Origin of the sequence: Kitasatospora cystarginea (genome assembly GCF_039533515.1) — a bacterium.
GTDB lineage: Bacteria > Actinomycetota > Actinomycetes > Streptomycetales > Streptomycetaceae > Kitasatospora > Kitasatospora cystarginea.
In genome coordinates, this window is sequence record NZ_BAAATR010000016.1 from 1 (window position 1) to 22,584 (window position 22,584).

At 71.8% G+C, this 22,584-nt stretch carries 12 protein-coding genes and 1 pseudogene; 7 read left to right on the top strand and 6 right to left on the bottom strand.

Annotated features, from left to right (window positions below; genetic code table 11):
- The 5 genes from ABD369_RS18775 to ABD369_RS18795 form a co-directional block, all read left to right on the top strand.
- On the top strand, positions 1–12,203 hold a 12,203-nt coding region (locus ABD369_RS18775), incomplete at its 5' end, for an amino acid adenylation domain-containing protein (RefSeq protein WP_425557659.1).
- Positions 12,204–12,206: 3 nt separating this feature from the next.
- The gene (locus tag ABD369_RS18780; protein ID WP_344637592.1) at positions 12,207–12,422 is read left to right on the top strand and encodes an MbtH family protein; all 216 of its coding nucleotides are present in this window, start codon (positions 12,207–12,209) and stop codon (positions 12,420–12,422) included.
- 10 nt (positions 12,423–12,432) lie between these two features.
- Positions 12,433–13,743, top strand: coding sequence for a cytochrome P450 (locus ABD369_RS18785; RefSeq protein ID WP_344637593.1), 1,311 nt, complete (start codon positions 12,433–12,435; stop codon positions 13,741–13,743).
- A gap of 32 nt (positions 13,744–13,775) precedes the next feature.
- Positions 13,776–14,519 (top strand): SRPBCC family protein, encoded by a 744-nt coding sequence (locus tag ABD369_RS18790; protein ID WP_344637594.1) that lies wholly within the window; start codon positions 13,776–13,778, stop codon positions 14,517–14,519.
- Positions 14,520–14,651: 132 nt separating this feature from the next.
- Positions 14,652–14,840, top strand: a complete 189-nt coding sequence (locus ABD369_RS18795; RefSeq protein ID WP_344637595.1) for a hypothetical protein — start codon at positions 14,652–14,654, stop codon at positions 14,838–14,840.
- 157 nt (positions 14,841–14,997) lie between these two features.
- Here the strand turns inward: ABD369_RS18795 and ABD369_RS18800 are convergent, their stop codons facing one another.
- Together ABD369_RS18800 and ABD369_RS18805 are read right to left on the bottom strand one after the other, a co-directional pair.
- A complete protein-coding gene (locus tag ABD369_RS18800; protein WP_344637596.1) occupies positions 14,998–16,077 on the bottom strand; it encodes a hypothetical protein in 1,080 nt (359 codons plus the stop codon).
- A 214-nt stretch (positions 16,078–16,291) separates the two neighbouring features.
- Positions 16,292–16,426 (bottom strand): annotated as a pseudogene (locus ABD369_RS18805) (IS630 family transposase); the annotation flags it as partial.
- A 173-nt stretch (positions 16,427–16,599) separates the two neighbouring features.
- Here ABD369_RS18805 and gcvH point away from each other — a divergent pair.
- Both gcvH and ABD369_RS18815 read left to right on the top strand, forming a co-directional pair.
- Positions 16,600–16,992, top strand: coding sequence for a glycine cleavage system protein GcvH (gene gcvH / locus ABD369_RS18810; RefSeq protein WP_344637597.1), 393 nt, complete (start codon positions 16,600–16,602; stop codon positions 16,990–16,992).
- A gap of 237 nt (positions 16,993–17,229) precedes the next feature.
- A complete protein-coding gene (locus ABD369_RS18815) occupies positions 17,230–17,505 on the top strand; it encodes a hypothetical protein (protein WP_344637598.1) in 276 nt (91 codons plus the stop codon).
- Positions 17,506–17,835: 330 nt separating this feature from the next.
- Here the strand turns inward: ABD369_RS18815 and ABD369_RS18820 are convergent, their stop codons facing one another.
- The 4 genes from ABD369_RS18820 to ABD369_RS18835 form a co-directional block, all read right to left on the bottom strand.
- On the bottom strand, positions 17,836–18,966 hold the full coding sequence (locus tag ABD369_RS18820) for a M24 family metallopeptidase (protein WP_344637599.1): 1,131 nt from the start codon (positions 18,964–18,966) through the stop codon (positions 17,836–17,838).
- Between the two features lie 242 nt (positions 18,967–19,208).
- Complete coding sequence (locus ABD369_RS18825) at positions 19,209–20,378, bottom strand: class I SAM-dependent methyltransferase (RefSeq protein WP_344637600.1); 1,170 nt, start codon at positions 20,376–20,378, stop codon at positions 19,209–19,211.
- Positions 20,375–21,736: a glycosyltransferase gene (locus ABD369_RS18830; RefSeq protein WP_344637601.1), complete on the bottom strand. Its 1,362-nt coding sequence runs from the start codon at positions 21,734–21,736 to the stop codon at positions 20,375–20,377. Before ABD369_RS18830 ends, ABD369_RS18825 begins: the two co-directional genes overlap by 4 nt.
- Complete coding sequence (locus ABD369_RS18835; protein WP_344637602.1) at positions 21,733–22,584, bottom strand: alpha/beta fold hydrolase; 852 nt, start codon at positions 22,582–22,584, stop codon at positions 21,733–21,735. The genes ABD369_RS18830 and ABD369_RS18835 overlap by 4 nt, the downstream gene beginning before the upstream one ends.

Sequence of the window (22,584 nt, forward strand, 5' to 3'; positions counted from 1 at the left end):
CCGAGACCCATGTGGTCACCGCCTACCCGCTGCCGACCGACCCCGCCGACTGCCCGCTGCCGGTACCCATCGGCCGTCCGATCGCCAACTGCCAGGTGTACGTGCTGGATTCGGCCCTGCGGCCGGTCGCTCCGGCAGTGACGGGCGAGCTGTACCTGGCCGGGACGGCGCTGGCCCGCGGCTACCTGAACCGACCCGGGCTCACAGCTGCTCGGTTCGTGGCAAACCCGTACGGCCCGGCGGGCTCCCGGATGTACCGCACGGGTGACCTGGTCCGCTGGCGCGCCGACGGCGAGCTGGAGTTCGCCGGCCGGGTGGACCACCAGGTAAAGGTCCGCGGCTTCCGGATCGAGCCGGGCGAGATCGAGGCGGAGCTGACCGCTCATCCCGGCGTGACCCAGGTCGCCGTCCTCGCCCGCGAGGACCAGCCAGGAAACTGCCGCATCGTCGCGTACGTGGTGCCGTCGGCCGAGCGCGGCGCCACCACAGCAGCACTGGCGGCATACCTGCACGAGCGCCTGCCCGACTACCTGGTGCCATCCGCGTTCGTACTGCTGGACGCGCTGCCACTGACCCCGAACGGGAAACTGGACCGCGCGGCACTACCCGCACCCGAGCCGGGCACCGCTGGGAGCAGCCGCGCGCCACGCACCCCACAGGAGCAGATCCTGTGCGAGCTGTTCGCCGAAGTGCTCGGCCAACCACAGATCGGCGTCAACGACGACTTCTTCAACCTGGGCGGACACTCCCTACTCGCCACCCGACTGCTCTCGCGGGTCCGGGCAACCCTCGGCGTCGAACTGGAACTGCGCAGCCTGTTCCGCACACCCACCCCCGCCGCGCTCGCAGCCGGACTGCACGACGCCAGCACCGCACGACAGGCCCTGCTGCCCCAACCCCGCCGCGAGCCCATGCCGCTGTCGTTCGCACAACGCCGCCTATGGTTCCTCCAGCAACTCGGGACACCCAGCGCCACCTACCACATGCCGCTCGCCCTGCGGCTGTCCGGCAACCTCCACCAGGGCGCGCTGAGCGCCGCCCTCGCCGACGTGGTCGCCCGCCACGAGACCCTGCGCACAGTCTTCCCACACACCGCCGGCGTTCCGCACCAGCGGGTGCTGGACACCGCCGAGGCCGCCATCGAGCTGACCGTCCGCCACGCCGGCGAGGCGGAGCTCCCGGCACTGCTGCGCGAGGCGACGGCGCGCGGATTCGACCTGGAGACCCAAGTACCCCTCAGGGCCGAGCTGTTCACGCTCGCCCCGGACGAGCACGTACTGCTGGTCGTCATGCACCACATCGCCGGCGACGGCTGGTCCATGGGCCCGCTGGCCCGCGACCTCGCCACCGCCTACGCCACCCGGCAGCGCGGTGAGGCGCCCGACTGGACGCCGCTACCAGTGAACTACGGCGACTACACGCTGTGGCAGCACGAGATCCTCGGCGACGAGCACGACGCCAACAGCACGTTCGCCCGCCAGGTCGCCTACTGGACCGAGACGCTGGCCGGACTGCCCGACCAGCTCCAGCTCCCGGCCGACCGGCCCCGTCCAGCCGCCATGTCCTACCGCGGCGACCTACTGGACATCCGAATGGACGCCGAACTACACACGGCGCTGGTCAAGTTGGCACGGCGTTCCGGCACCAGTCTGTTCATGGTGCTACAGGCCGGCCTGGCGGCGTTGTACACGCGGTTGGGTGCGGGGACGGACATCGCGATCGGTAGTCCGATCGCGGGCCGGACCGACGAGGCACTGGACGATCTGGTCGGCTTCTTCGTCAACACGCTGGTGCTGCGGACGGATACGAGCGGTGATCCGAGTTTCGCTGAGTTGCTGGACCGGGTGCGGGAGACGGCGCTGTCCGCCTTCGCGCACCAGGACGTGCCGTTCGAGCACCTGGTGGAGGTGCTGAACCCCTCCCGGTCGCTGTCGTACCACCCGCTCTTCCAGACCATGCTGGCCCTGCAGAACGCGCCGACCGGAGACTTCGAGCTGCCCGGCCTCACGGTCGCCGGAATGGCCGTGCCCACCGGGACTTCTCGGCTCGACCTCACCTTCAGTTTGGCGGAGAACCGCGGGCCCGACGGTACGCCGGCCGGCCTGAGCGGTGTGATCGAGTACAGCACCGACCTGTTCGACCGCAGGACCGTCGAGAGCCTTCTCAGCCGGTGGATCCGGCTGCTGGCCGCGGTCGCGGTCGCTCCCGAACGGCCGATCGGCCTGGTCGACGTGCTGGCGGAGGAGGAGCGCCGCGACCTGGTGGACGGGTTCAACGACACCTCGGTGGCGGTGGGCGAATACCACCTCCCCGCCATGTTCGCCGCCCGGGTGGCGGCGACTCCGGATGCTGTTGCCCTGGTCGGTGCTGGTAAGGAGTTGACGTATCGTCAGTTGAATGCCCGGGCGAATCGGTTCGCGCATGCGCTGATCGCGCGGGGTGCGGGTCCTGAGCAGGTCGTGGCGGTGGCGTTGCCGCGGTCGGTGGAGTCGGTGGTGGCTGTCCTGGGTGTGTTGAAGGCCGGGGCCGCGTACCTTCCGGTGGATCCGGCGTACCCGGAGTCGCGGATCTCGTACATGCTTCAGGACGCTCGTCCTGCGGTGGTGGTCGATGATCCGGCCATGGTTTCCGATGTGGCGGAGTGTCCGGAGACGGATCCGGGGGTGGCGCTGGATGCCCGGCATCCGGCGTACGTGATCTACACCTCGGGTTCGACCGGGCGGCCCAAGGGCGTGGTGGTCAGCCACGCGGGCGTGCCGAGTCTGGTGGCGGCACAGGTCGAGCGGCTCGGCATCGAGGCCGGCAGTCGAGTGCTCCAGTTCGCCTCGCCCAGTTTCGACGCGTCCTTCTGGGACCTGTGCAGTGCCCTGCTGACCGGCGCCACCCTCGTCCTGGCTCCGTCCGAGGCCCCGCTGGAAGCCCTGACGGACCGCCGGCTCGACGCCACCCATGTGACGCTGCCGCCCTCGGCCCTGGCCGCGCTGGACGGTGCCGAACTCACGGCCGCCACGCTGGTGGTGGCGGGTGAGGCGTGTTCGCCGGAGCTGGTGGCGCGGTGGGCGCCGGGGCGGCGGATGATCAATGCGTACGGTCCGACGGAGACGACGGTGTGCGCGACGATGAGCGACCCGCTGTCGCCGGGCTCGGGTGTGCCGCCGATCGGCCGACCGATCGCCAACGCGCGGGTGTACGTCCTGGACGAGCGGTTGTGTCCGGTGCCGCCAGGTGTGGCGGGGGAGTTGTACGTCGCCGGTGCTGGGTTGGCCCGTGGGTATCTGAACCGGCCGGGGCTGAGCGCGCAGCGGTTCGTGGCGTGCCCGTTCGGCCCGGCGGGCCAGCGTATGTACCGCACGGGTGACCTGGTCCGGATGCGGGCCGACGGCGGGTTGGAGTTCGCCGGTCGGGCCGACGACCAGGTGAAGGTGCGCGGCTTCCGGGTCGAGCCCGGTGAGGTCGAGACCGCCCTCGTCGCGCACCCGGCCGTCGCCCAGGCCGCCGTCCTCGCCCAGGACGACCGACTCATCGGCTATGTGATGCCGCACCCCGGTGCCTCGGTCAGGCCGGCGGAGCTGCGCGCACACCTGCTCGGCCGCCTGCCGGACTACCTCGTCCCGGCCACCTTCGTGGTGCTGGACGCGCTGCCGCTGACGCCGAACGGGAAGCTGGACCGGGCGGCGCTGCCCGTGCCCGAGCCTGCCACCAAGGGGAGCGGCCGTGCGCCGCGCACGCCGCAGGAGCAGATCCTGTGCGAGCTGTTCGCCGAGGTGCTCGGCCGGTCGCAGGTCGGTGTCGACGACGGCTTCTTCGACCTGGGCGGGCACTCCCTGCTCGCCACCCGCCTGGTCGCACGGGTGCGTTCGGCACTCGGTGTCGAGGTCGGGCTGCGCACGCTCTTCGAGGCACCAACGGTGGCCGGGCTGGCGGCGAAGCTCGCCGAGGCCGGCCGGGTCCGGCCCGCGCTGGTCGCCTGCGAGCGGCCGGAGGTGGTACCGCTGTCGTTCGCTCAGCGGCGGCTGTGGTTCCTGCACCGGATGGATGAGGCTGCCGCGACGTACCACATCCCGCTGGCACTCCAGTTGACCGGAGCGCTGGACGAGAAGGCGCTGACCGAGGCGCTGGCCGATGTGGTGGTCCGGCACGAGAGCTTGCGGACGGTGTTTCCGGAGGTCGAAGGCGTGCCGTGCCAGCGGCTCCTCGACCCGGAGGCGGCGCGTCCGCAGGTGAGGGTGACCGAGGTTGCCGAGGCTGAGCTGCCACAGCGGCTCGCCGAAGCGGCACGGCAGCCCTTCGACCTGGCGGCGGAAGTGCCGCTGCGGGCAGAGCTGTTCGCGCTCGCGCCGGACGAGCACGTGCTGCTGCTGGTCATGCACCACATCGCGGGCGACGGCTGGTCCACGGGCCCGCTGGCCCGCGACCTGGCCGAGGCGTACGCCGCCCGGTGCGAGGGTCGCGCGCCGAGCTGGCCGGTACTGCCGGTGCAGTACGCCGACTACACCCTGTGGCAACGCGACCTGCTCGGCGACGCGGCCGATGAGGACAGCCGGTTTGCCGAGCAACTCGGCTACTGGGCTCGGCAGTTGGCCGGTCTTCCGGAGCGGCTGCAGCTGCCCGCGGACCGGCCTCGCCCGGCCGTCGCAAGCTACCGGGGGGATCACCTCGGCCTTGAGCTGCCCCCCGAACTGCACACGGGGCTGGCCGAGTTGGCACGGCGTTCCGGTGCCAGCCTGTTCATGGTGCTGCAGGCCGGCCTGGCGGCGCTGTACACGCGGTTGGGTGCGGGGACGGACATCCCGATCGGTAGTCCGATCGCGGGCCGTACCGACGAGGCGTTGGACGATCTGGTCGGGTTCTTCGTCAACACGCTGGTGCTGCGTACCGACACCGGTGGTGATCCGGGTTTCACCGAGTTGCTGGGCCGGGTGCGGGAGACGGCGCTGTCCGCGTTCGCGCACCAGGATGTGCCGTTCGAGCACCTGGTGGAGGTGCTGAATCCGTCCCGGTCGCTGTCCCACCACCCGCTGTTCCAGACCGTCCTGGCCCTGCAGAACGCGCCTATGGGCGAGTTCGGGCTGCCCGGGCTCCGGGCCTCCTTCTCCGCCGTGCCGACCGGGACCGCCAAGTTCGACCTGGGCTTCAACCTGATCGAGCGGCACGGCCCGGACGGCAGCCCGGCCGGAATCGTCGGTGCGGTCGACTACGCCACCGACCTGTTCGACCGTTCGACGGTCGCATCCCTTGCCCGGCGCTGGACGCTCCTGCTGGAGGCTGTCGTCGCCGACCCGGACCAGCCGATCGGCCGGATCGACATCCTCGGCGCCGACGAGCGCCGCTGGCTGCTGGAGGAGAACAACGCCACCGCCCTGCCCGTTGGCGCCGGCACCCTGCCGGAAGCCTTCGCGGCCCAGGTGCGGGCGACTCCGGATGCTGTTGCGTTGGTCGGCGTTGGTGAGAAGTTGACGTACCGTCAGCTAAATGCTCGGGCGAATCGGTTCGCGCATGCGCTGGTCGCTCGAGGTGTGGCTCCTGAGCAGGTCGTGGCGGTGGCGTTGCCGCGGTCGGTGGAGTCGGTGGTGGCTGTCCTGGGTGTGTTGAAGGCCGGGGCCGCGTACCTTCCGGTGGATCCGGCGTACCCGGAGTCGCGGATCTCGTACATGCTTCAGGACGCTCGTCCTGCGGTGGTGGTCGATGATCCGGCCATGGTTTCCGATGTGGCGGAGTGGCCGGAGACGGATCCGGAGATCGCGCTGGATGTCCGGCATCCGGCGTACATCATCTACACCTCGGGTTCGACCGGGCGGCCCAAGGGTGTGGTGGTCGGCCATGGCGGCGTGGCGAGTCTGGTCGCCGCCCAGATCGAGCGGTTCGCGATCGAGACCGGCAGCCGGGTGCTCCAGTTCGCCTCGCCGAGCTTCGACGCCTCGGTGTCGGAGATCTTCACCGCCCTGCTGTGCGGCGCGACGTTGGTGCTGCCGCCGGCGGCGGAGCCGGTGGCAGCATTGACGGACCCGAGTCTTGCGGTCACCCATGTGACGGTGCCGCCGTCGGTGCTGGCGGCACTGCCGCAGGACGCGGTGAGCGTGTCGACGCTGGTGGTGGCGGGTGAGGCGTGTTCGCCGGAGCTGGTGGCGCGGTGGGCGCCGGGGCGGCGGATGATCAATGCGTACGGTCCGACGGAGACGACGGTGTGCGCGACGATGAGTGAGTCGCTGTCGCCGGGCTCGGGTGTGCCGCCGATCGGTCGTCCGATCGCCAACGCGCGGGTGTACGTGCTGGACGAGCGGTTGTGTCCGGTGCCGCCGGGGGTGGCGGGGGAGTTGTACGTCGCCGGTGCGGGGCTGGCCCGCGGGTACCTGAACCGGCCGGGGCTGACGGCAGGACGGTTCGTGGCGTGCCCGTTCGACCAGGCGGGCGCGCGGATGTACCGCACCGGTGACCTGGTGCGCTGGCGCGCCGATGGCGAGCTGGAGTACGTCGGCCGCGCCGACGACCAGGTGAAGGTGCGCGGCTTCCGGATCGAACTCGGCGAGGTCGAGGCGGCGCTGGCCGAGCACCCCGCCGTCGCCCAGGCCGCCGCCCTCGCCGAGGACGACCGGCTCATCGGCTACGTCGTCCCGCGCCAGGACACCGCTCGGGACAACGGCCTCGAAGCGGACCACGTGGGTGAGTGGCAGGACATCTACGACGCCCTGCCCATCACCCCCGCAGAAGCCGCCTTCGGCCAGAACTTCGTCGGCTGGAACAGCAGTTACGACACCCACCCGATCCCCATCGAGCAGATGCGCGAGTGGCGCGACACCACCGTGGCGCGCATCCTCGCCCTGCGGCCCCGCCGGGTGCTGGAGGTCGGCGTCGGCACCGGTCTGCTGCTCTCGCACATCGCGCCACACTGCGAGAGCTACTGGGCGACCGACTTCTCCGCCACCGCGATCGACGCGCTGGCCGCCCAGATCGCTCAGCAGGACGGCCTGGCCGAGCGCGTGGTGCTCCACACCCGCCCGGCACACGACACCGACAAGCTACCCACCGGGCAGTTCGACACCATCGTGATCAACTCGGTGGTCCAGTACTTCCCCTCCGCCGACTACCTGGCGGAGGTGGTCGACCAACTGATGACCCTGCTCACCCCCGGCGGCGCGCTCTTCATCGGCGACGTACGCAACCTGCGGCTGCTGCGCCCGCTGACGACCGCCGTCCAACTGCACCGGGCCACCGACGGCACCGACCTGCCGGCGGTGCGCCGCGCGGTGGAGCAGGCCCTCCTGGTGGAGAAGGAACTCCTGGTCGACCCGGACTTCTTCACCGTCCTGCGCGAGCGCGGCACCGACATCGGCGCGGTGGCCGTGGAGGTCAAGCGCGGCCGGCACCACAACGAGCTGACCCGCTACCGCTACGACGTCACCCTGCACAAGCAGCCGACCGTGCCGACGGCACCGACCACGCAGCAGGAACTGACGTGGGGCCGAGAGGTCGCCGACCTCGCGGAACTGCGCGAGCTGCTCGCCCGGCGCGGCGCGGATTCGGTGCGCATCACCGAGCTGCCAAACCGGCGCGTCGCCCGCGAGGCCGCGCTGGCCCGGGCGGTGCAGACCGGGGACGGCACGCTCGCCGAACTGCTGGACCGGCTGCACGGCCCGGACAACGACGGCCTGCCCGACCCGGAGGACCTCCGCGCGCTCGGCGACGAACTCGGACGCCGGGTGTACGTCACCTGGTCGCCCACCGCGTCCGACGCCCTCGACGTGCTCTTCACCAGAGCGCCGGCACCGCAGGACGTCGGCGTCGAGGCCTACCGGCCGCTGCGGCCGTCCGGCACCGCGCTGTCCGAGCTCACCAACCGCCCGACCGGGAACCGGGGTACCACTGCCCTCATCGGCGAACTCCGCGACCGGCTGCGCGACCGCCTGCCCGAGTACCTCGTGCCGTCGGCCTTCGTGGTCCTGGACGCGTTGCCGCTGACCGCCAGCGGCAAGCTCGACCGCCGCGCCCTGCCCACCCCCGACCTGGGGATGGCCGCGGCCGGGCGCGCGCCGCGCACCCCGCAGGAACAGCTGCTCGCCGACCTCTACGCCGACGTGCTCGGGCTGGCCCAGGTCGGCGTCGAGGACAGCTTCTTCGACCTGGGCGGGCACTCGTTGCTGGCGACCAGGCTGGCCTCCCGGGTCAGGGCGGTCTTCGGTGCCGAGCTGGAGGTCCGGACGCTGTTCGAGTACCCGACCGTGGCCGCACTGGCGGCTCGCCTCGACGGCTCGGCAGCGGCGCGGCCCGCGCTGACCGCCCGCCCGCGCCCCGAGAGGATCCCGCTGTCCTTCGCCCAGCGCCGCCTTTGGTTCCTGCACCGCATGGACGGGCCGAGCGCCACCTACAACATGCCGCTCGCGCTGCGCCTGGACGGCCGGCTGGACCAGCCGGCGCTGCGGGCCGCGTTCGCGGACGTGGTCGCCCGGCACGAGAGCCTGCGGACGGTTCTCCGCGAGGCGGACGGCGTGCCGTACCAGGTCGTGCTGAGCGCGGACGAGGCCCCGTCCCCGGCGCTGAAGGTGATCGGGCTCGACGAGGGCCGGCTGGCCGAGCGGCTGGCGGAGGCGGCCCGGCGCGGGTTCGACTTGGCCGCCGAGCCGCCGATCCGGGCGGAGCTCTTCGCGCTCGCGCCGGACCGGCACGTGCTGCTGGTCGTGGTGCACCACATCGCCGGTGACGGCTGGTCGATGGGCCCGCTCTCCCGCGACCTCGCGGCGGCCTATGCGGCCCGCTGCCGGGGCGAGGAACCGCAGTGGTCCCCGCTGCCGGTTCAGTACGCCGACTACACCCTGTGGCAACGCGATCTGCTTGGCGACACCGCCGACCAGAACAGCCTGTTCTACCGGCAACTCAGCTACTGGGAAATGGAGTTGGCGGGACTTCCGGAGCTGGTCCAGGTGCCAGCCGACCGCCCCCGACCGGCCGAGGCCTCCCAGCGGGGCGGCCGGCTCGAGGTCCACATGGACGCCGAACTGCACCAGGCGCTGCGGGACCTGGCCGCCGCGCACGGCGCCAGCATGTTCATGGTGCTCCAAGCCGGCCTCGCCGCGCTGCTCACCCGGCTCGGCGCCGGTACGGACATCCCGATCGGCAGCCCGATCGCCGGCCGCACCGACCAGGCCCTGGACGAACTCGTCGGCTTCTTCGTCAACACCCTGGTGCTGCGCACCGACACCAGCGGCGACCCCGACTTCGCCGAACTGCTCGGCCGGGTGCGGCAGAAGGCGCTCACCGCCTACGACCACCAGGACGTGCCGTTCGAGTACCTGGTCGAGGTGGTCAACCCGGCCCGGTCGCTGGCCCACCACCCGCTGTTCCAGGTCATGCTGGCGCTGCAGAACGCGCCGCTGGGCGAGTTCACGCTGCCCGGGCTGGAGACCGGCTACCTGCCGGCGCCGACCGGCACCGCGCGGGTCGACCTGACGTTCAGCCTGGCCGAGCAGTTCCGCCCCGACGGCGGCCTCGACGGCGTGGTCGGTGCGGTGGAGTTCGCCACCGACCTGTTCGACCCGGACACCGTGGAACTGCTGTTCGCCCGCTGGGTGCGGCTGCTGCGCGCGGCAGCCGCCGACCCGCACCGGGCGATCGGCCGGATCGACATCCTGTCGGGCGAGGAACGCCACCGGCTGCTCGGCGAGTTCAACGACACCGCCGCCGAGCTGCCCGAGGCCGCCCTGCCGGAGCTGTTCGCCCGCCAGGTGCGGGCCACCCCGGACGCGGTGGCCGTCGTCACCGACGGCACCGAACTGACCTACCGGGAACTCGACCTGCGGGCCAACCGCCTGGCGCGGGCACTGATCCGCCAGGGCGTGGGGCCGGAGACGCCGGTGGCGGTCCTGCTGGACCGCTCGGCGGAGCTGGTCGTGGCGATCCTGGCGATCATCAAGGCGGGCGGCGCCTACGTCCCGCTCGACTCGCGCTTCCCGTCCTCCCGCATCGACCTGATCCTCCGGGAGACCGGCGCCGCGCTGGTGCTCACCGAGGACGTACTGACCGCACTGATCCAGACCGAACCCGATTCATCCGACACTGAAGTCTCATGCAACCCAGAGCAGTTGGCGTACGTGATGTACACCTCCGGCTCGACCGGCCGGCCGAAGGGAGTGGGCGTCACCCATCGCGACGTGGCGGCTCTGGCGCTGGCCCCGTGCTGGTCCGGCGGCGCCCACGACCGGGTGCTGCTGCACTCCCCGATCGCCTTCGACGCCGCGACGTACGAGCTGTGGGCGCCGCTGCTCGGCGGTGGCCGGGTCGTCGTCGCACCGCCCGGCCGGCTCGATGTCGACCAGTTGCACCGGACCGTCACCGAACACCGGGTGACCGGCCTGTGGCTCACAGCCGGTCTCTTCCGCCTGGTGGCCGAGGAACGGCCGACGCTGCTCGCCGGGGTGCACGAGGTCTGGACCGGCGGTGACGTGGTCTCCCCGGCCGCCGTCGCCCGGGTTCTGGCGGCCTGCCCGGACATCGCGGTGGTCAACGGCTACGGACCGACCGAGACCACGACCTTCGCCGCCCACCACCGGGTACGCGCCCTCCCCGCGCACGCCGCCACTGTCCCGATCGGCCGGCCGATGGCGAACATGCGGGCGTACGTACTCGACGCCGGACTGCGGCCGGTGCCAACGGGAGTGGCCGGTGAGCTCTACCTGGCCGGCGCGGGCACGGCCCGGGGCTATCTGGACCGGCCCGGCCTGACGGCGGGGCGGTTCACCGCCGACCCGTACGGGCGCGCCGGGGAGCGGATGTACCGCACCGGGGACCTGGCGCGGTGGCTGGCCGACGGCACGCTGGAGTTCGCCGGCCGAGCGGACGACCAGGTCAAGCTGCGCGGCTTCCGGATCGAGCCCGGCGAGATCGAAGCCGTCCTCGCCGGACTCCCGGGCATCGCCCAGGCAGCCGTCGTCGCCCGCGAGGACCAACCGGGCGACCAGCGGCTCGTCGCCTACCTGGTACCCGCTCCCGAGGACGCGCCCGAGGTGGGCGAGCTGTCCGAGCGGCTGCGCCGCGAACTGCCCGAGTACATGGTGCCGTCGGCGTTCGTCACCCTGGACGTGCTGCCGCTGACCGCCAACGGCAAGGTGGACCGGGCCGCCCTGCCGGCTCCCGAGTACGGCGCGACGAGCACCGGCCGCGGCCCCCGGACCCCGCAGGAGCAGCTGCTGTGCGCCCTGTTCGCCGAGATCCTCGGCCGGGAACAGGTCCACATCGACGACAGCTTCTTCGACCTGGGCGGGCACTCGCTGCTGGCCGCCCGGCTGGTCTCGCGCGTCCGAGAGACCCTGGGCGTCCAGGTCGGCCTGCGCACGCTCTTCGAAGCGCCGACGGTGGCCGGGCTCACGAACCGCCTGGCCATGAACGATCCCGAGGACTCCTTCGAAGTGGTGCTGCCGCTGCGCCCGACAGGCAGCCGTCCGCCGCTGTTCTGCATCCACCCCGGCGGCGGCATCAGCTGGTCGTACAGCGGGCTGCTGAACCACGTCGGCCCGGAGCACCCGGTCTACGCGATCCAGGCGCGCGGCCTCGCCCGACCGGAGGAACTTCCGAAGTCCTACGAGGAGATGGCGGCCGACTACGCCGACCAGATCCGCAAGATCCAGTCCGACGGTCCCTACCGGCTGCTCGGCTGGTCCGCCGGCGGGCTGATCGCCCACGCGATCGCCTGCGAGCTGCAGGCCCGCGGCGAACGCACCGAGCTGCTGGCGATCCTCGACGCCTACCCGGTGAAGGACGTGGAGTTCGACGAGGCACCCGTCCCGACCGAGCGGGACGTGCTGGTCGGGATCCTCGACTGCGACCCCGCCGAACTGGACGAGGGGCCGCTGACCTACGGCGAGATCGCCGAGATCCTGCGCCGACGGGGCAGCGCCCTGGCGGACCTGGACGAGCGGCGCATCGAGGCCGTCGTCCAGATCATGATCAACAACGCCCGGCTGGCGCTCGACCACGACCCGGGCAGGTTCGACGGGGACCTGCTGCTGTTCAACTCCACCATCGACCGCACCGACGACTCGACGGGCGCCGGGATCTGGCAGCCGTACGTCGCCGGCCGGATCGACTCGCACGAGATCACCACCCGGCACGACCGGATGACCCAGCCGGGCTCACTGGCCCAGATCGGACCGATCCTGGCCGCCAGGCTCGCCGAGGCCACCGGTGCCACCTCGACCCCCAACCTGGAGGACTGACTCATGACCAACCCGTTCGACGACCAGAACGGCACCTTCCTCGTGCTCGTCAACGAGGAGAACCAGCACTCGCTCTGGCCCCAGTTCGCCGACGTCCCCGCGGGGTGGACCGTCGCCCACGGCCCCGACACCCACGCCGCCTGCCTGGAGTTCGTCGAGCAGAGCTGGACCGACATGCGGCCCAAGAGCCTCGTCGACGCCATGAACGCCCAGCGGTAGAGCGGCCGACGTGACTTCTACCGACACCGCCCTCGGAGCCGACACGCTCGGCACCGATGCCCCCGGCGCCGGCACGCTCGGCACCGGCACCCCCAGCGAGGCCCGCACCACCGCGAGCCCGTCCGGGCCGGGCGATCTGGCCGCGGCGCTGCACACACCCGCGGCCCGCCGGGACCCGTACCCGTTCTACGCCCGGATGCGCCGCGAACGCCCGGTGTACCGCAGCCCGCAGGGCATCTGGTACCTCACCCGGTACGCCGACGTCGAGACGGCACTGGGCGACCTGAGGCTGTCCAACGACCGGGACCGGATGACCCGGGCCCTCGGTGCGCTGGACGGCAACCTCAAGGGCCTGAGCCGGCTCACCGACCGGCTCGGCAGGGTGATGACCAACACCGACCCGCCGGACCACGCCCGGCTGCGCAAACTGGTGAACAAGGCGTTCACCGCCCGACGGGTCGAGGCCCTCAGGGACGGCATCCAGACGATCGTCGACGGCCTGATCGACCGGGCCGTGGCCCAAGGGCCGACCATGGACCTCATCGAGGCGGTCGCCTCCCCACTGCCGCTCGCGGTCGTCTGCGAGCTGTTCGGCATCCCGCCCGAGGACCGTCCGAAGGTCAAGGGCTGGTTCCGCCGGCTCGGCAACCTGACCGAGGACATCGAGCAGTCCGTCCTGGCCGTCGACCAGCACGAGGAGTACCTCACCGAGCTCATCCGCCGACGCCGCGCCGACCCGGGCGAGGACCTGATCAGCGCCCTGGTCACCGCCCAGGCGCGAGGCGACCGGCTCACTGACGCGGAACTGCTGTCGACCTGCTTCGTCCTCATCACCGCCGGCGACGAGACGACCACCCACCTGATCGGCAACGGCACCCTCGCCCTGCTGCGCCACCCCGAACAGCTGGCCCGGCTGCGCGAGGACCCGAGGTTGATCCGGAGCGCCGTCGAAGAACTGTCCCGGTACGACACGCCGACCCAGGCGATCGTGCGGGTCGTCGCCGAGGACGTTCCGATCGGCGGGGAGACGCTGCGCGAGGGCGAGTTGGTGTACCTGTTCCTCGCCGCGACAAACCGTGATCCCGAGCGCTTCGAGGACCCCGACCGGCTCGACCTGGCACGCCCCGGCAACCGGCACCTGAGCTTCGGCAACGGCCCCCACTTCTGCTTGGGCGGACCGCTGGCCAAGCTCGAAGCCGAGGTGGCCATCGGCACGCTGGTCCGCCGGCTCCCACAGCTACGGCTGGCCGAGGAGGCGGCCCTCGAGTGGAAGCCCAACCCGTTGCAGCGCCGGCTGAGTGCCCTTCCGCTCTGCTACTGAACAAGTCATCGGCTATCGAAGGAGTTCTGATCATGGCCCAGGAGTTCCGGGTCCGCCGGGAGCAGGAGCTGGCCGCCGCACCCGACCAGGTCTGGCACGCGGTCGCCACCGCTGGCGGCAACCTCGGCTGGCTCTACCCCATGGAGATCGAGCCGCACATCGGCGGGAAGGTTTCCCGCGGCGATGGGACCGTCGTGGCGTGGGAGCCGCCGCACCACTTCGCCGTCCGGGTGACCAGGGACGACGGATTCTCCAACACGCTCAGCTACCAGATCGAGCCGGCCGACGGCGTAACCAGCCGACTGCGCATGGGAATTCACTGGGTGCACGAGGGCGTCGTCGACGACGGCTGGGACACCAGGGCGGACGCGGCCGAGAAGCACGTCGACTTCTACCAGCACAGCCTGGCCGAGTACCTGACGCACTTCGCGGGGCGTCCCGCCGTCTACGTCAAGGCCGACCGGCCTGGGCCGAGCGCCGACCCCGCCGAGTTCGCCGCCCTGCGCCGACGCCTCGGACTGGCCGACGGCAAGGCCGTCGGCGACCGGTTGTCGCTCACGCTGCCGGGCCGGGACGGCGGCCCGGTAGACGTGATCGTGGACTACCTCACCCGCGACTTCATCGGCCTGCGCGGTCCGGACGCGCTGTACCGCTTCTTCGACGGGAGCTCCTGGAACTGGCCGATCTGGCTGGGCCACCACCTGTTCGCCAAGGACACCGACGAGGAGCAGACCGTGCAGGCGTGGACCGCTTGGCTGAACGACGCGCCCTCCTAACCCGGGGCTGGGGAACGGGAGGCGGCGGAACCGCGCCTTCCTACCGCCGCCTCCCGCGACCCGGGATCCGCCTCCCGTGACCCGCGACCCGAGCTCCGACCGACCGGACGACGGAGAACCGAAGGACCTCTGATGGAAACACTGCTCTATACCGCCGAACTCATCCAGGAAGGCGGTACCTACAAGCTCGTGGTGCAGGACAAGCTGCGGGACACGGTGCAGACCACCCAAGTCCCCAGGGCCGCGGTGGACAAGCTCCCGACCTTCCTGTCCATGCTCAGCGCCAAGCTCAACTCGGGGCTGCCGCACGGCCGGCGGTAGGCAGTGGGCGGCGGAGCGTGCGATGACCACGTTCCACCGGCACGGGGTGGACCGCCGGACCGTCATCCGCCCGGAGCGAGCCGACTGCCTGGTGGTCGAACCTCGTATGAGCCGATGAGCGCGGCGGTACGCCTGTTCGCGCGGGGTTCGCAGCGGATCACAGCAGCGTGCGACGCGCACAACACGGCGTCGATCCAGTCCCTGGGTCGGGTCGACCGCTGGCGGCGGTGATCTTCGTGGCGGTGTCCCACAGCTCAGGTAGAGCCGCCAGGGTCGCCTGGGCGCGGTGCTGCAGGTCGGTACTGGAGGCGATGCCGAGGTCGGCCAGGACGGCGTCGAACAGCGGGGCCAGCTCGGCCTGGCTCTGCGGGGCGTCGATGGCGAGGATCTTGTGGCACCGGGCGAAGGTCGCCGTGATCCAGAACATCGCCTCCCGGTGGTCGCCGCGTTCGGTCAGGTCGTAGCTGGCGTCGATGGCGATCGGCCGGGCGATCGGGGTGATGTCGGTGCTGAAGGAGAACGGCGTCGTGGCTGCTGCAGCTGCGGCATCGAAGGTGGTGGCCAGGGCGTCGACGTGTCCATGGACCTGGGTGGCGGTCAGCTGGTCGGCGCCCATCAACCGCAGCAGGCCGGGGTAGCACTGGGCCAGGCCGAAGTCGGTGAGGGTCTCGCGGGCGCGCAGGTAGCGCAGGCGCACGGTGGGGTTTCGCAGGGCGGCGACCAGGATCAGGTGCGCGGTCACTCCGGTGGGGAAGAGCCAGCTCGTCACCTGGTCGTGCCAGGGCAGCGTCGTGTCCAGGTTGCCGAGTGCGGTCTCGATCTTGTCGCGGACGCTCTGGCAGCGGGCCCGGACCCAGGCCGGGTCGGCGAAACCGGTGGCGACCTGCTGTTGCAGGGCACGCAGAGCGCCGGTGGGGTCGTCGACGATGGTGTCGCGCCGGAGCCCGCCCGCCAGATGGTAGTCGGCCAGTGTCGCCTCGGCCGGGTGGAGCTGCTCCCACGCCAGGTAGGTCACTTCCAGCAGGACGCCCCGGTGCGTGAACTTGCCGAGCTTGTGCCCTTCGACGGGCCAACGGGTGATCAGCATGATGTCGACGTCCGAGCCGAGCGGAAGTTCGGCTTCGTCACGCAGCACGGTGGTGGATCCACTGAGATAGGCCCCGAAGTAGCCGGGAAGGGAACGGCCGTTGGTTGTGATCCAGTCGCGGGCAGCGGCACGTGCGATGTCCATTTTCATGGGCAGGTTCCTCCGGTCAGAGAAGATGGGGCCTGGCGCGCCAAGCTGGTGCTGTGACCGCATAGGTACACCGGGTTGCTTGATCACGCGACGAGGGCTGGTTCGCCACCCCGGCGGAGTCCCTTCTCGCTGCGGATGCGGGCGTGTTCTCGACGCTGGGCGGCCACGACATCGGGGGGCGGGCGTTGGCGTTGCGCCAGCACGGGCAGGCGAGCAGTTTGCGGATCGACCAGCGGCCGAAGGGTTGCCCGAGTTCGGTCGGGCGGGTGGTGGCCGTCTGGACGACGAAGTCCTCGTCGTCAGGACCGCGCAGGCGGAGACAGCCTCCCGCCCACTGAGGGTCCGGGCACGGCACCCAGGGCGGGAAGCCGAAGCGGGCGGAACGGGCGGACGGTGGCGGGATCATCGGCGAGATGTCACCCGTTCGAGTGAGGATCCGAGCTGTGACCGACGATCTGTTGCACGCTGTCCAGCGGCGCCCGGCGACAACGGCGTCTCAGCGACCAGTTCAGGGAGGCTCTCATGGCCAACGTCCCGAAGGACCTCATGTACTCCAAAGAGCACGAGTGGGTGCAACGGATGGGAAACGGCCAGGTGCGCGTGGGTATCACGGACTTCGCACAGCGGCAGCTCGGGGACATCGTCTTCGTGGAACTGCCCAAGGTGGGGGACCGGTTCGATGTCGGACGGGCGTTCGGCAGCGTGGAATCCGTAAAGGCGGTCAGCGAGCTCTACATGCCGGTGGCCGGCACGATCGTCGCCGTGAACGTGGATATGAACGACGACCCTGAAATGATCAACCAAGACCCCTACGACGGCTGGATGATCGAGATCACGCTGGCCAAGGCTTCCGACACCGACAACCTGCTCTCAGCCGCGCAATACGAGGCGTACCTCAGTGAGGAAGCCGACTGACCAGTGGCAGATCGGATCCGAACGGCCCACCCTGTTCAGGTAGTTTGCGCTGGCGATCGCCCCGACCGTCACCGTGCATGCGCCGGTTCGCCAGCGTGACAGCCTGGCTCACTGCCGAGGGACTTCCTGCGGTTGGTCGAGGTCGTGGCAGGCATGGTGTGATCAGCCCACCGTCCGCCCGGGAAGATCACCGCCCTCGGGCTGCACACCCGGCCGGCCAGACCTACCGTGAGGGGCATGAGCGAGCTCCCTCAAGCCGCCCGGCAAGCCGCCGACGCCTACGCCCATGCCGTCGTCCTCCTCGGCCGCTGCGGCGAGGCCACCCACCAGGCCGACTGGGCCGCGCTCGCCGAGCACGCCGGCGCCCTCAGTGTCGCCGCGGGCGAGCTGTCCGTCGCCGCCGGTGCCGTAACCCGGGAGGAGACGCCTGTCAGCCCAGCCGAGTTCCATGCCGCAGCACAGCAGGCCATTCGCGGACGGCAGCCTGATCCACGTGTGCCACGGGGCCAATGAGTGCCGGGCGCAGGGCGGCTGCGGCTACAGCGGGTCGGACGCCGAGCAGGCCAGGCCGGGTGATCGCGCAGCTGTGCGATGCCGCCATGGCCCACTTCCCGAAGCCCGGCGGCGACAACGGCGTGCGCTGGTTGATCGGCAAGCTGCCGGACGCCGTGTGACGACGCCGTGGCCGGGCCCACTCGTCCGCGCGGCGGGCCCGGCCACGTCACGGGTGTACGGAACGCGTCCTCCGCTGGTCTTGGGGCCTGGGTCCTGAGCCACGGGAGCGGTGGACGGGACACGGTGACGGGTACTGCCGAGGCGATTGCCAGGGCGCGGGGCGTCCGTTCAGCCCGGGACGACGGTGAGTTCGCGGGTGGTCCGGTTGAGCCGTTCGGCGCCGTCCGGAGTGCAGACCACGATGTCCTCGATCCTGGCGCCGTAGCGCCCGGCCAGGTAGATGCCCGGTTCGACCGAGAAGGCCATCCCCGGCTCCAGCGGCCGTGACGAGCCGGCCACGATGTAGGGCTCCTCGTGGGTCTCCAGACCGATTCCGTGACCGGTGCGGTGCAGGAACTGCTCGCCGTACCCGGCGGCCGTGATGACGTCCCGCCCGACGGCGTCCAGTTCCTCGGCCGTGATGCCCGGCCGCGCGGCGTCGGTCTGTGCCCGCTGGGCGCGCAACAGCACCTCGTACAGGCGGCGGTACCCGGCCGGCGGCTCGCCGAGCGCGTAGCAGCGGGTGGAGTCGGAGCAGTAGCCGGCTGCGGTGGTTCCGCCGATGTCGACGACCACCGGGTCCCCCGCGCGCAGTGCCCGGTCCGACACCTCGTGGTGGGGGCTCGCGCTGTTCGGCCCCGAGCCGACGATCACGAAGTCGACCTGGACGTGACCCTCGGCGGTGATGGCCTCCGCGATGTCCCGGCCGACCTCGCGCTCCGTGCGGCCCGGCCGCAGCCATTCGGCCATCCGGGCGTGCACCCGGTCGATGGCCGCCGCGGCCTGCCGGAGCGCCTGCACCTCCTGCGAGCTCTTGCGCATGCGCAGTTCGCCGAGTACGGGCCCGGCGAGGACCTGCCGGCTGCGGGGCAGGGCGGCCTGGAAGGCCATCGCCTTCTCGGCCCACATCCGGTTGTCGACGCCGATCGTCGCGCGTGCGGGCAGCCGGGCGGCGGCGATCGCGTACGGGTCCTGCGTCTCCTGCCAGCTGATGATCTCCAGATCGAGACCTGCGGCGGGGGAGGCCTGCGCGGCGGGCTCCTCCAGGGCCGGTACGAGTAGGAAGGGATCGCCCTCGACGGGCAGCACCAGGCAGGTGAGCCGCTCGAGCGGCAGGGCGTGATAGCCCGTCAGATACCGCAGATCGGCACCGGGCGAGATCAGGAGGGCGTCGATGCCGGTGCGGCCGGCGGCTTCACGGGCCTGCCGCAGGCGGTCCGAGGTGACCGTGAGCGGGAGCGGGCGGTCCGGGTCAGGCATTCGGGATCTCCTTCGGGTCTGGCGGCAGGGCCGGATCGGCCCCCACGGGCAGAGCCGGATCGTGAGGACGCCGCCGAGTGCGCCATCGCGACCGGGGCGCCAGCAGCCTCGCCGTCGGGGATCGGGCTGCCGACCGTCCCGAACGCCAAAGAGCGGGCGACCCCTGCCGGTCCGTCATGCCGGGTGGGTTCCGTGACGTTGTCGCTGACCACCTCACGGTCGGCAACCTGCGGACACTCTACCTACCAAACGTTTGTTATGCATCCGTCTTGCGGACTTGCTGACGGAGCGGCAGGGTTGCCGTCGGCGATGCGCTGCGGCACGTCGAGGCGGGCGAGCAGGCGGTAGGCGTTGGCGAGGCGGGCGTGGCCCGCGACGGGGGCGAGCAGGCGGTCGAGGGCGGCCGCCGCCAGCAGGACCGGCGCGGCGGCCAGGAAGAGCGTGCCGCGCAGCAGTCGCCGGCCTCGCCCGGGGGAGCCCGGCAGCCAGGCGGCGTCCTCGCGCGGGGCGACCGAATCGAGCAGCAGCCAGCAGGCGGCGAGCAGGTCCACCGGGTCGTGGGGCTCGCCGTGCTGTTCCAGTAGGACGGTGAAACCCAGCTCGGACAGTCGTCGGCGCAGGTTGACGGCGGGCAGCAGGTGGAGGTGTTGCGGCTGGAGCCAGGGCAGCCACCACCGGCCCAGCAGGCGGGCGTAACGCGACCGCGGGTCGGGGACCTCGATCAGCAGCAGCCCGCTGGGGCCCAGCGCCTGCCGTGCGGCGGCCAACTCCCGGTGCGGGTCGGTGCAGTGCTCCAGGTAGTGGAACATGCTCACCACGTCGTACTGCCCGGCCAGGGTGGGTGCCAGCTCCGGGAAGGAGCCGCGGAAGGCCCGGACCACCCGGCCCTCCCGGCGGGCGAGTTCGACACCCTCGGTGAGGTCCAGGCCGTCGAAGGCGGTATTCGGGAAGAGCCCGCGGGCGCTCTCGCAGAAGTGCCCGTGGCCGGTGCCGACGTCGAGCCATCGGGCGAGTCCGCCGGCGGCGTGCGGAAGGACGGATTCGGCACGCCGGCGGTAGACCCGGGACCGGGTGCCGAAGACTCCGCCGAGCCGCTGCTCGCCCAGCCCGTCGTAGAAGTCGCGATAGTAGAACTCCAGCCCGGCGGACGTCAGCTGCGGGTTCTGGAAGATGTGTCCGCAGCTGCGGCACTCGTCCAGGACGAACCGTCCCGGCTTGTGCTGCAGCAGGTCCGAGGTGCGCAGCCGGGATCGCAGGTCGGTGGCGCCGCACCACGGGCAGTCGGTGCGGCGGGCCGCGAAGAACCGGTCGGTGCCCTCCGCGAGGTCGGCCCGGTAGCCGGGGCGCAGGGCGGCGATCAGGGCGGTGCGGGTCGCGGCCGCGGTGGTGGTCGGCCTCGCGGAGGTGGTCACTGGCTGCTCCCGGGTGTCAAGGGCCGCTCCACTGCCAGCCGTTCGAGGTGATCGGCGGCCGCGGTGGCGCCGCCGGCGGCTCGGAAGGAGGCGCCGACGCGCTGCGCGGCGGCGCGGTACGCGGGGTCGTCGAGGACGGCGTCCAGCGCCTGTCCGAGCCGTTCCGCGGTGGTCCGACCGAACCGCAGCCGCACGCCCGTGCCGGCCGCCACCACCTGCGCGGCCACCACGGGCTGGTCGTCCCGGATCGGGGCGACCACCAGCGGCACTCCGTGCCACAGTGCCTCGCAGACCGTGTTGTGCCCGGCATGGCAGACGACGGCCGCCGCGCGGGCCAGCAGGTCCAGCTGCGGGACGTGCGGGAGTACCAGGACGTCCGGGTCCAGGGCAGGTGCTCCCAGCAGGCCACCCGGGTCGACGATCACGGCCTGGAGGCGTTTCGAGCGTGTGCGCAGGGATGTCTGACTGTGTGACAGAAAAGCCGCTCCGGCGTCGGAGTTGGCGGTTCCCAGGGTTACCAGGACCAGTGCGCGGTCCGGGTCCAGCCACTCCCAGGGGAAGGCGGTGCCGCTCGGGCGTGCAGCCAGCGACGGGCCGACGAAGCGGATCGGTCCACCGGCTGACGTGGCGGATGAGGCCAACTCTGCTGTGCTGAAGGCGAGTACCAAATACGGGGAGAAGCGCGGGTCTGTGTTAGTCGCCCGCTCGCCTCCGGGCGCTCGGACCCGGTGCCGACGGTCGTCGCTCCCGCGCTCCCTCCTTCGTCGGTCGTTTCCTCGCTCCTCACTTACGTCACCGGCGCGCCCCTCGGCTCGGGGCGGGTTGGTCGCCCGCTCGTTGAGGGGCGGGCCGTCTGGGTCGTCCGGGCCGCTGAGGCGGCTGCGCAGTTCGGCGAGCCGGTCGCGGACCCAGCCCTCGACCAGTGGCATGCCGTCCAGAGGGCCGGTGAGCTCCGCCGAGGTGGTCGCCGAGGTGGCCCAGGGTAGGCCCGCGCGTTCGGCGGCCAGCGCGCCGGCCACCGCCTGCTGGTCGACCACCAGCACGTCGGGGCGGAAGTGCTCGATGGCCTCGGCCACGCCAGGGGCCATCGCGTCGGCGAGCGGGACCAGGAAGTCCTCCCAGAGGAACTTCAGCGCCGCCGGACCGCGCAGCTCTGGCGGGCGTTCGGGAACGGCGTCCGGAGCCAGGGCGACGGCGCAGCGGAACACCTCCGCCTCGGAGCCGGCGAGCCGGCCGATCAGCTCGGGTACCCCGGCCCAGGCCGTGGCGTGCCCGCGCGCCGCCAGCTCGGCCGCCACGCCCACCACCGGGTTGACGTGCCCGACCAGCGGCGGGACCACGAACAGGTAGCGGCTCATCGGGCGCTGTCCTCCAGTTCCCGTCCAGTGGGCAGCGGAGCGTGGGCCGGCTCGCGGAGGCGGACGCCGCACTCGTGCAGCCAGCTGAGAGTCAACTTCCGGACGGTGTAGGGGGCTTCGACTAGGACCGAGTGTTCCTGTCCGGGCACGAAGGTGGTGCGGCAGTCCGGTAGCAGGCCGTCCAGCCAGGCCGCCTGATGGGCCAGATCCGAATCGGTCCCGTAGACGGCGAGCACCGGGCAGGAGATCGAGCGCAGTTCGGCGCCGCCGGGCAGCCGGCTGGCCGGGATCTCCCGGGCCAGCGAGGTCTGTGCGAGCAGCCGGCCGGCCGAGCGGGCCAGCCGTGCGGTGTGTGCGCCGCGCTGCTCGGCGACCCAGGCCAGGGTGGTCTCCCGGACCAGCTCGTGCTCGGCATGGCGCAGGATGCCGTCCAGCTTGGCCGCCCAGGAGCGGGAGGCCGGTTCGGACTCGATCGCCAGGATGCTCGCCACCCGCGCGGGACGGCGGGCGGCAAGGCCGAACGCCACCGTGCCGCCGAAGGAGTTGCCCACCAGATGCACCGGACCGGTCAGGTCGAGCCCGTCCAGCAGCGCCGCCAGGTCGTCGACGAAGTGCTCCAGGCGGTAGCCGGTGGCCGGCCGCGCGGTGCGACCGTGGCCGCGCTGGTCGTACATCAGCACGTCGAGTCCGGCAGTGGCCAGTGCCGGGCCCAGGGTGAAGTAGTAGCTGGCGAGGCTGTCGGTGAGCAGGCCGTGCACCAGCACGACGGTGGCCGCGGGCGGGCCGCCGTCCTGCGGAGCGAGTCGCTGTACATGCCGGCGCAGCCCGCCGAGGTCGAGGAAGGCCAT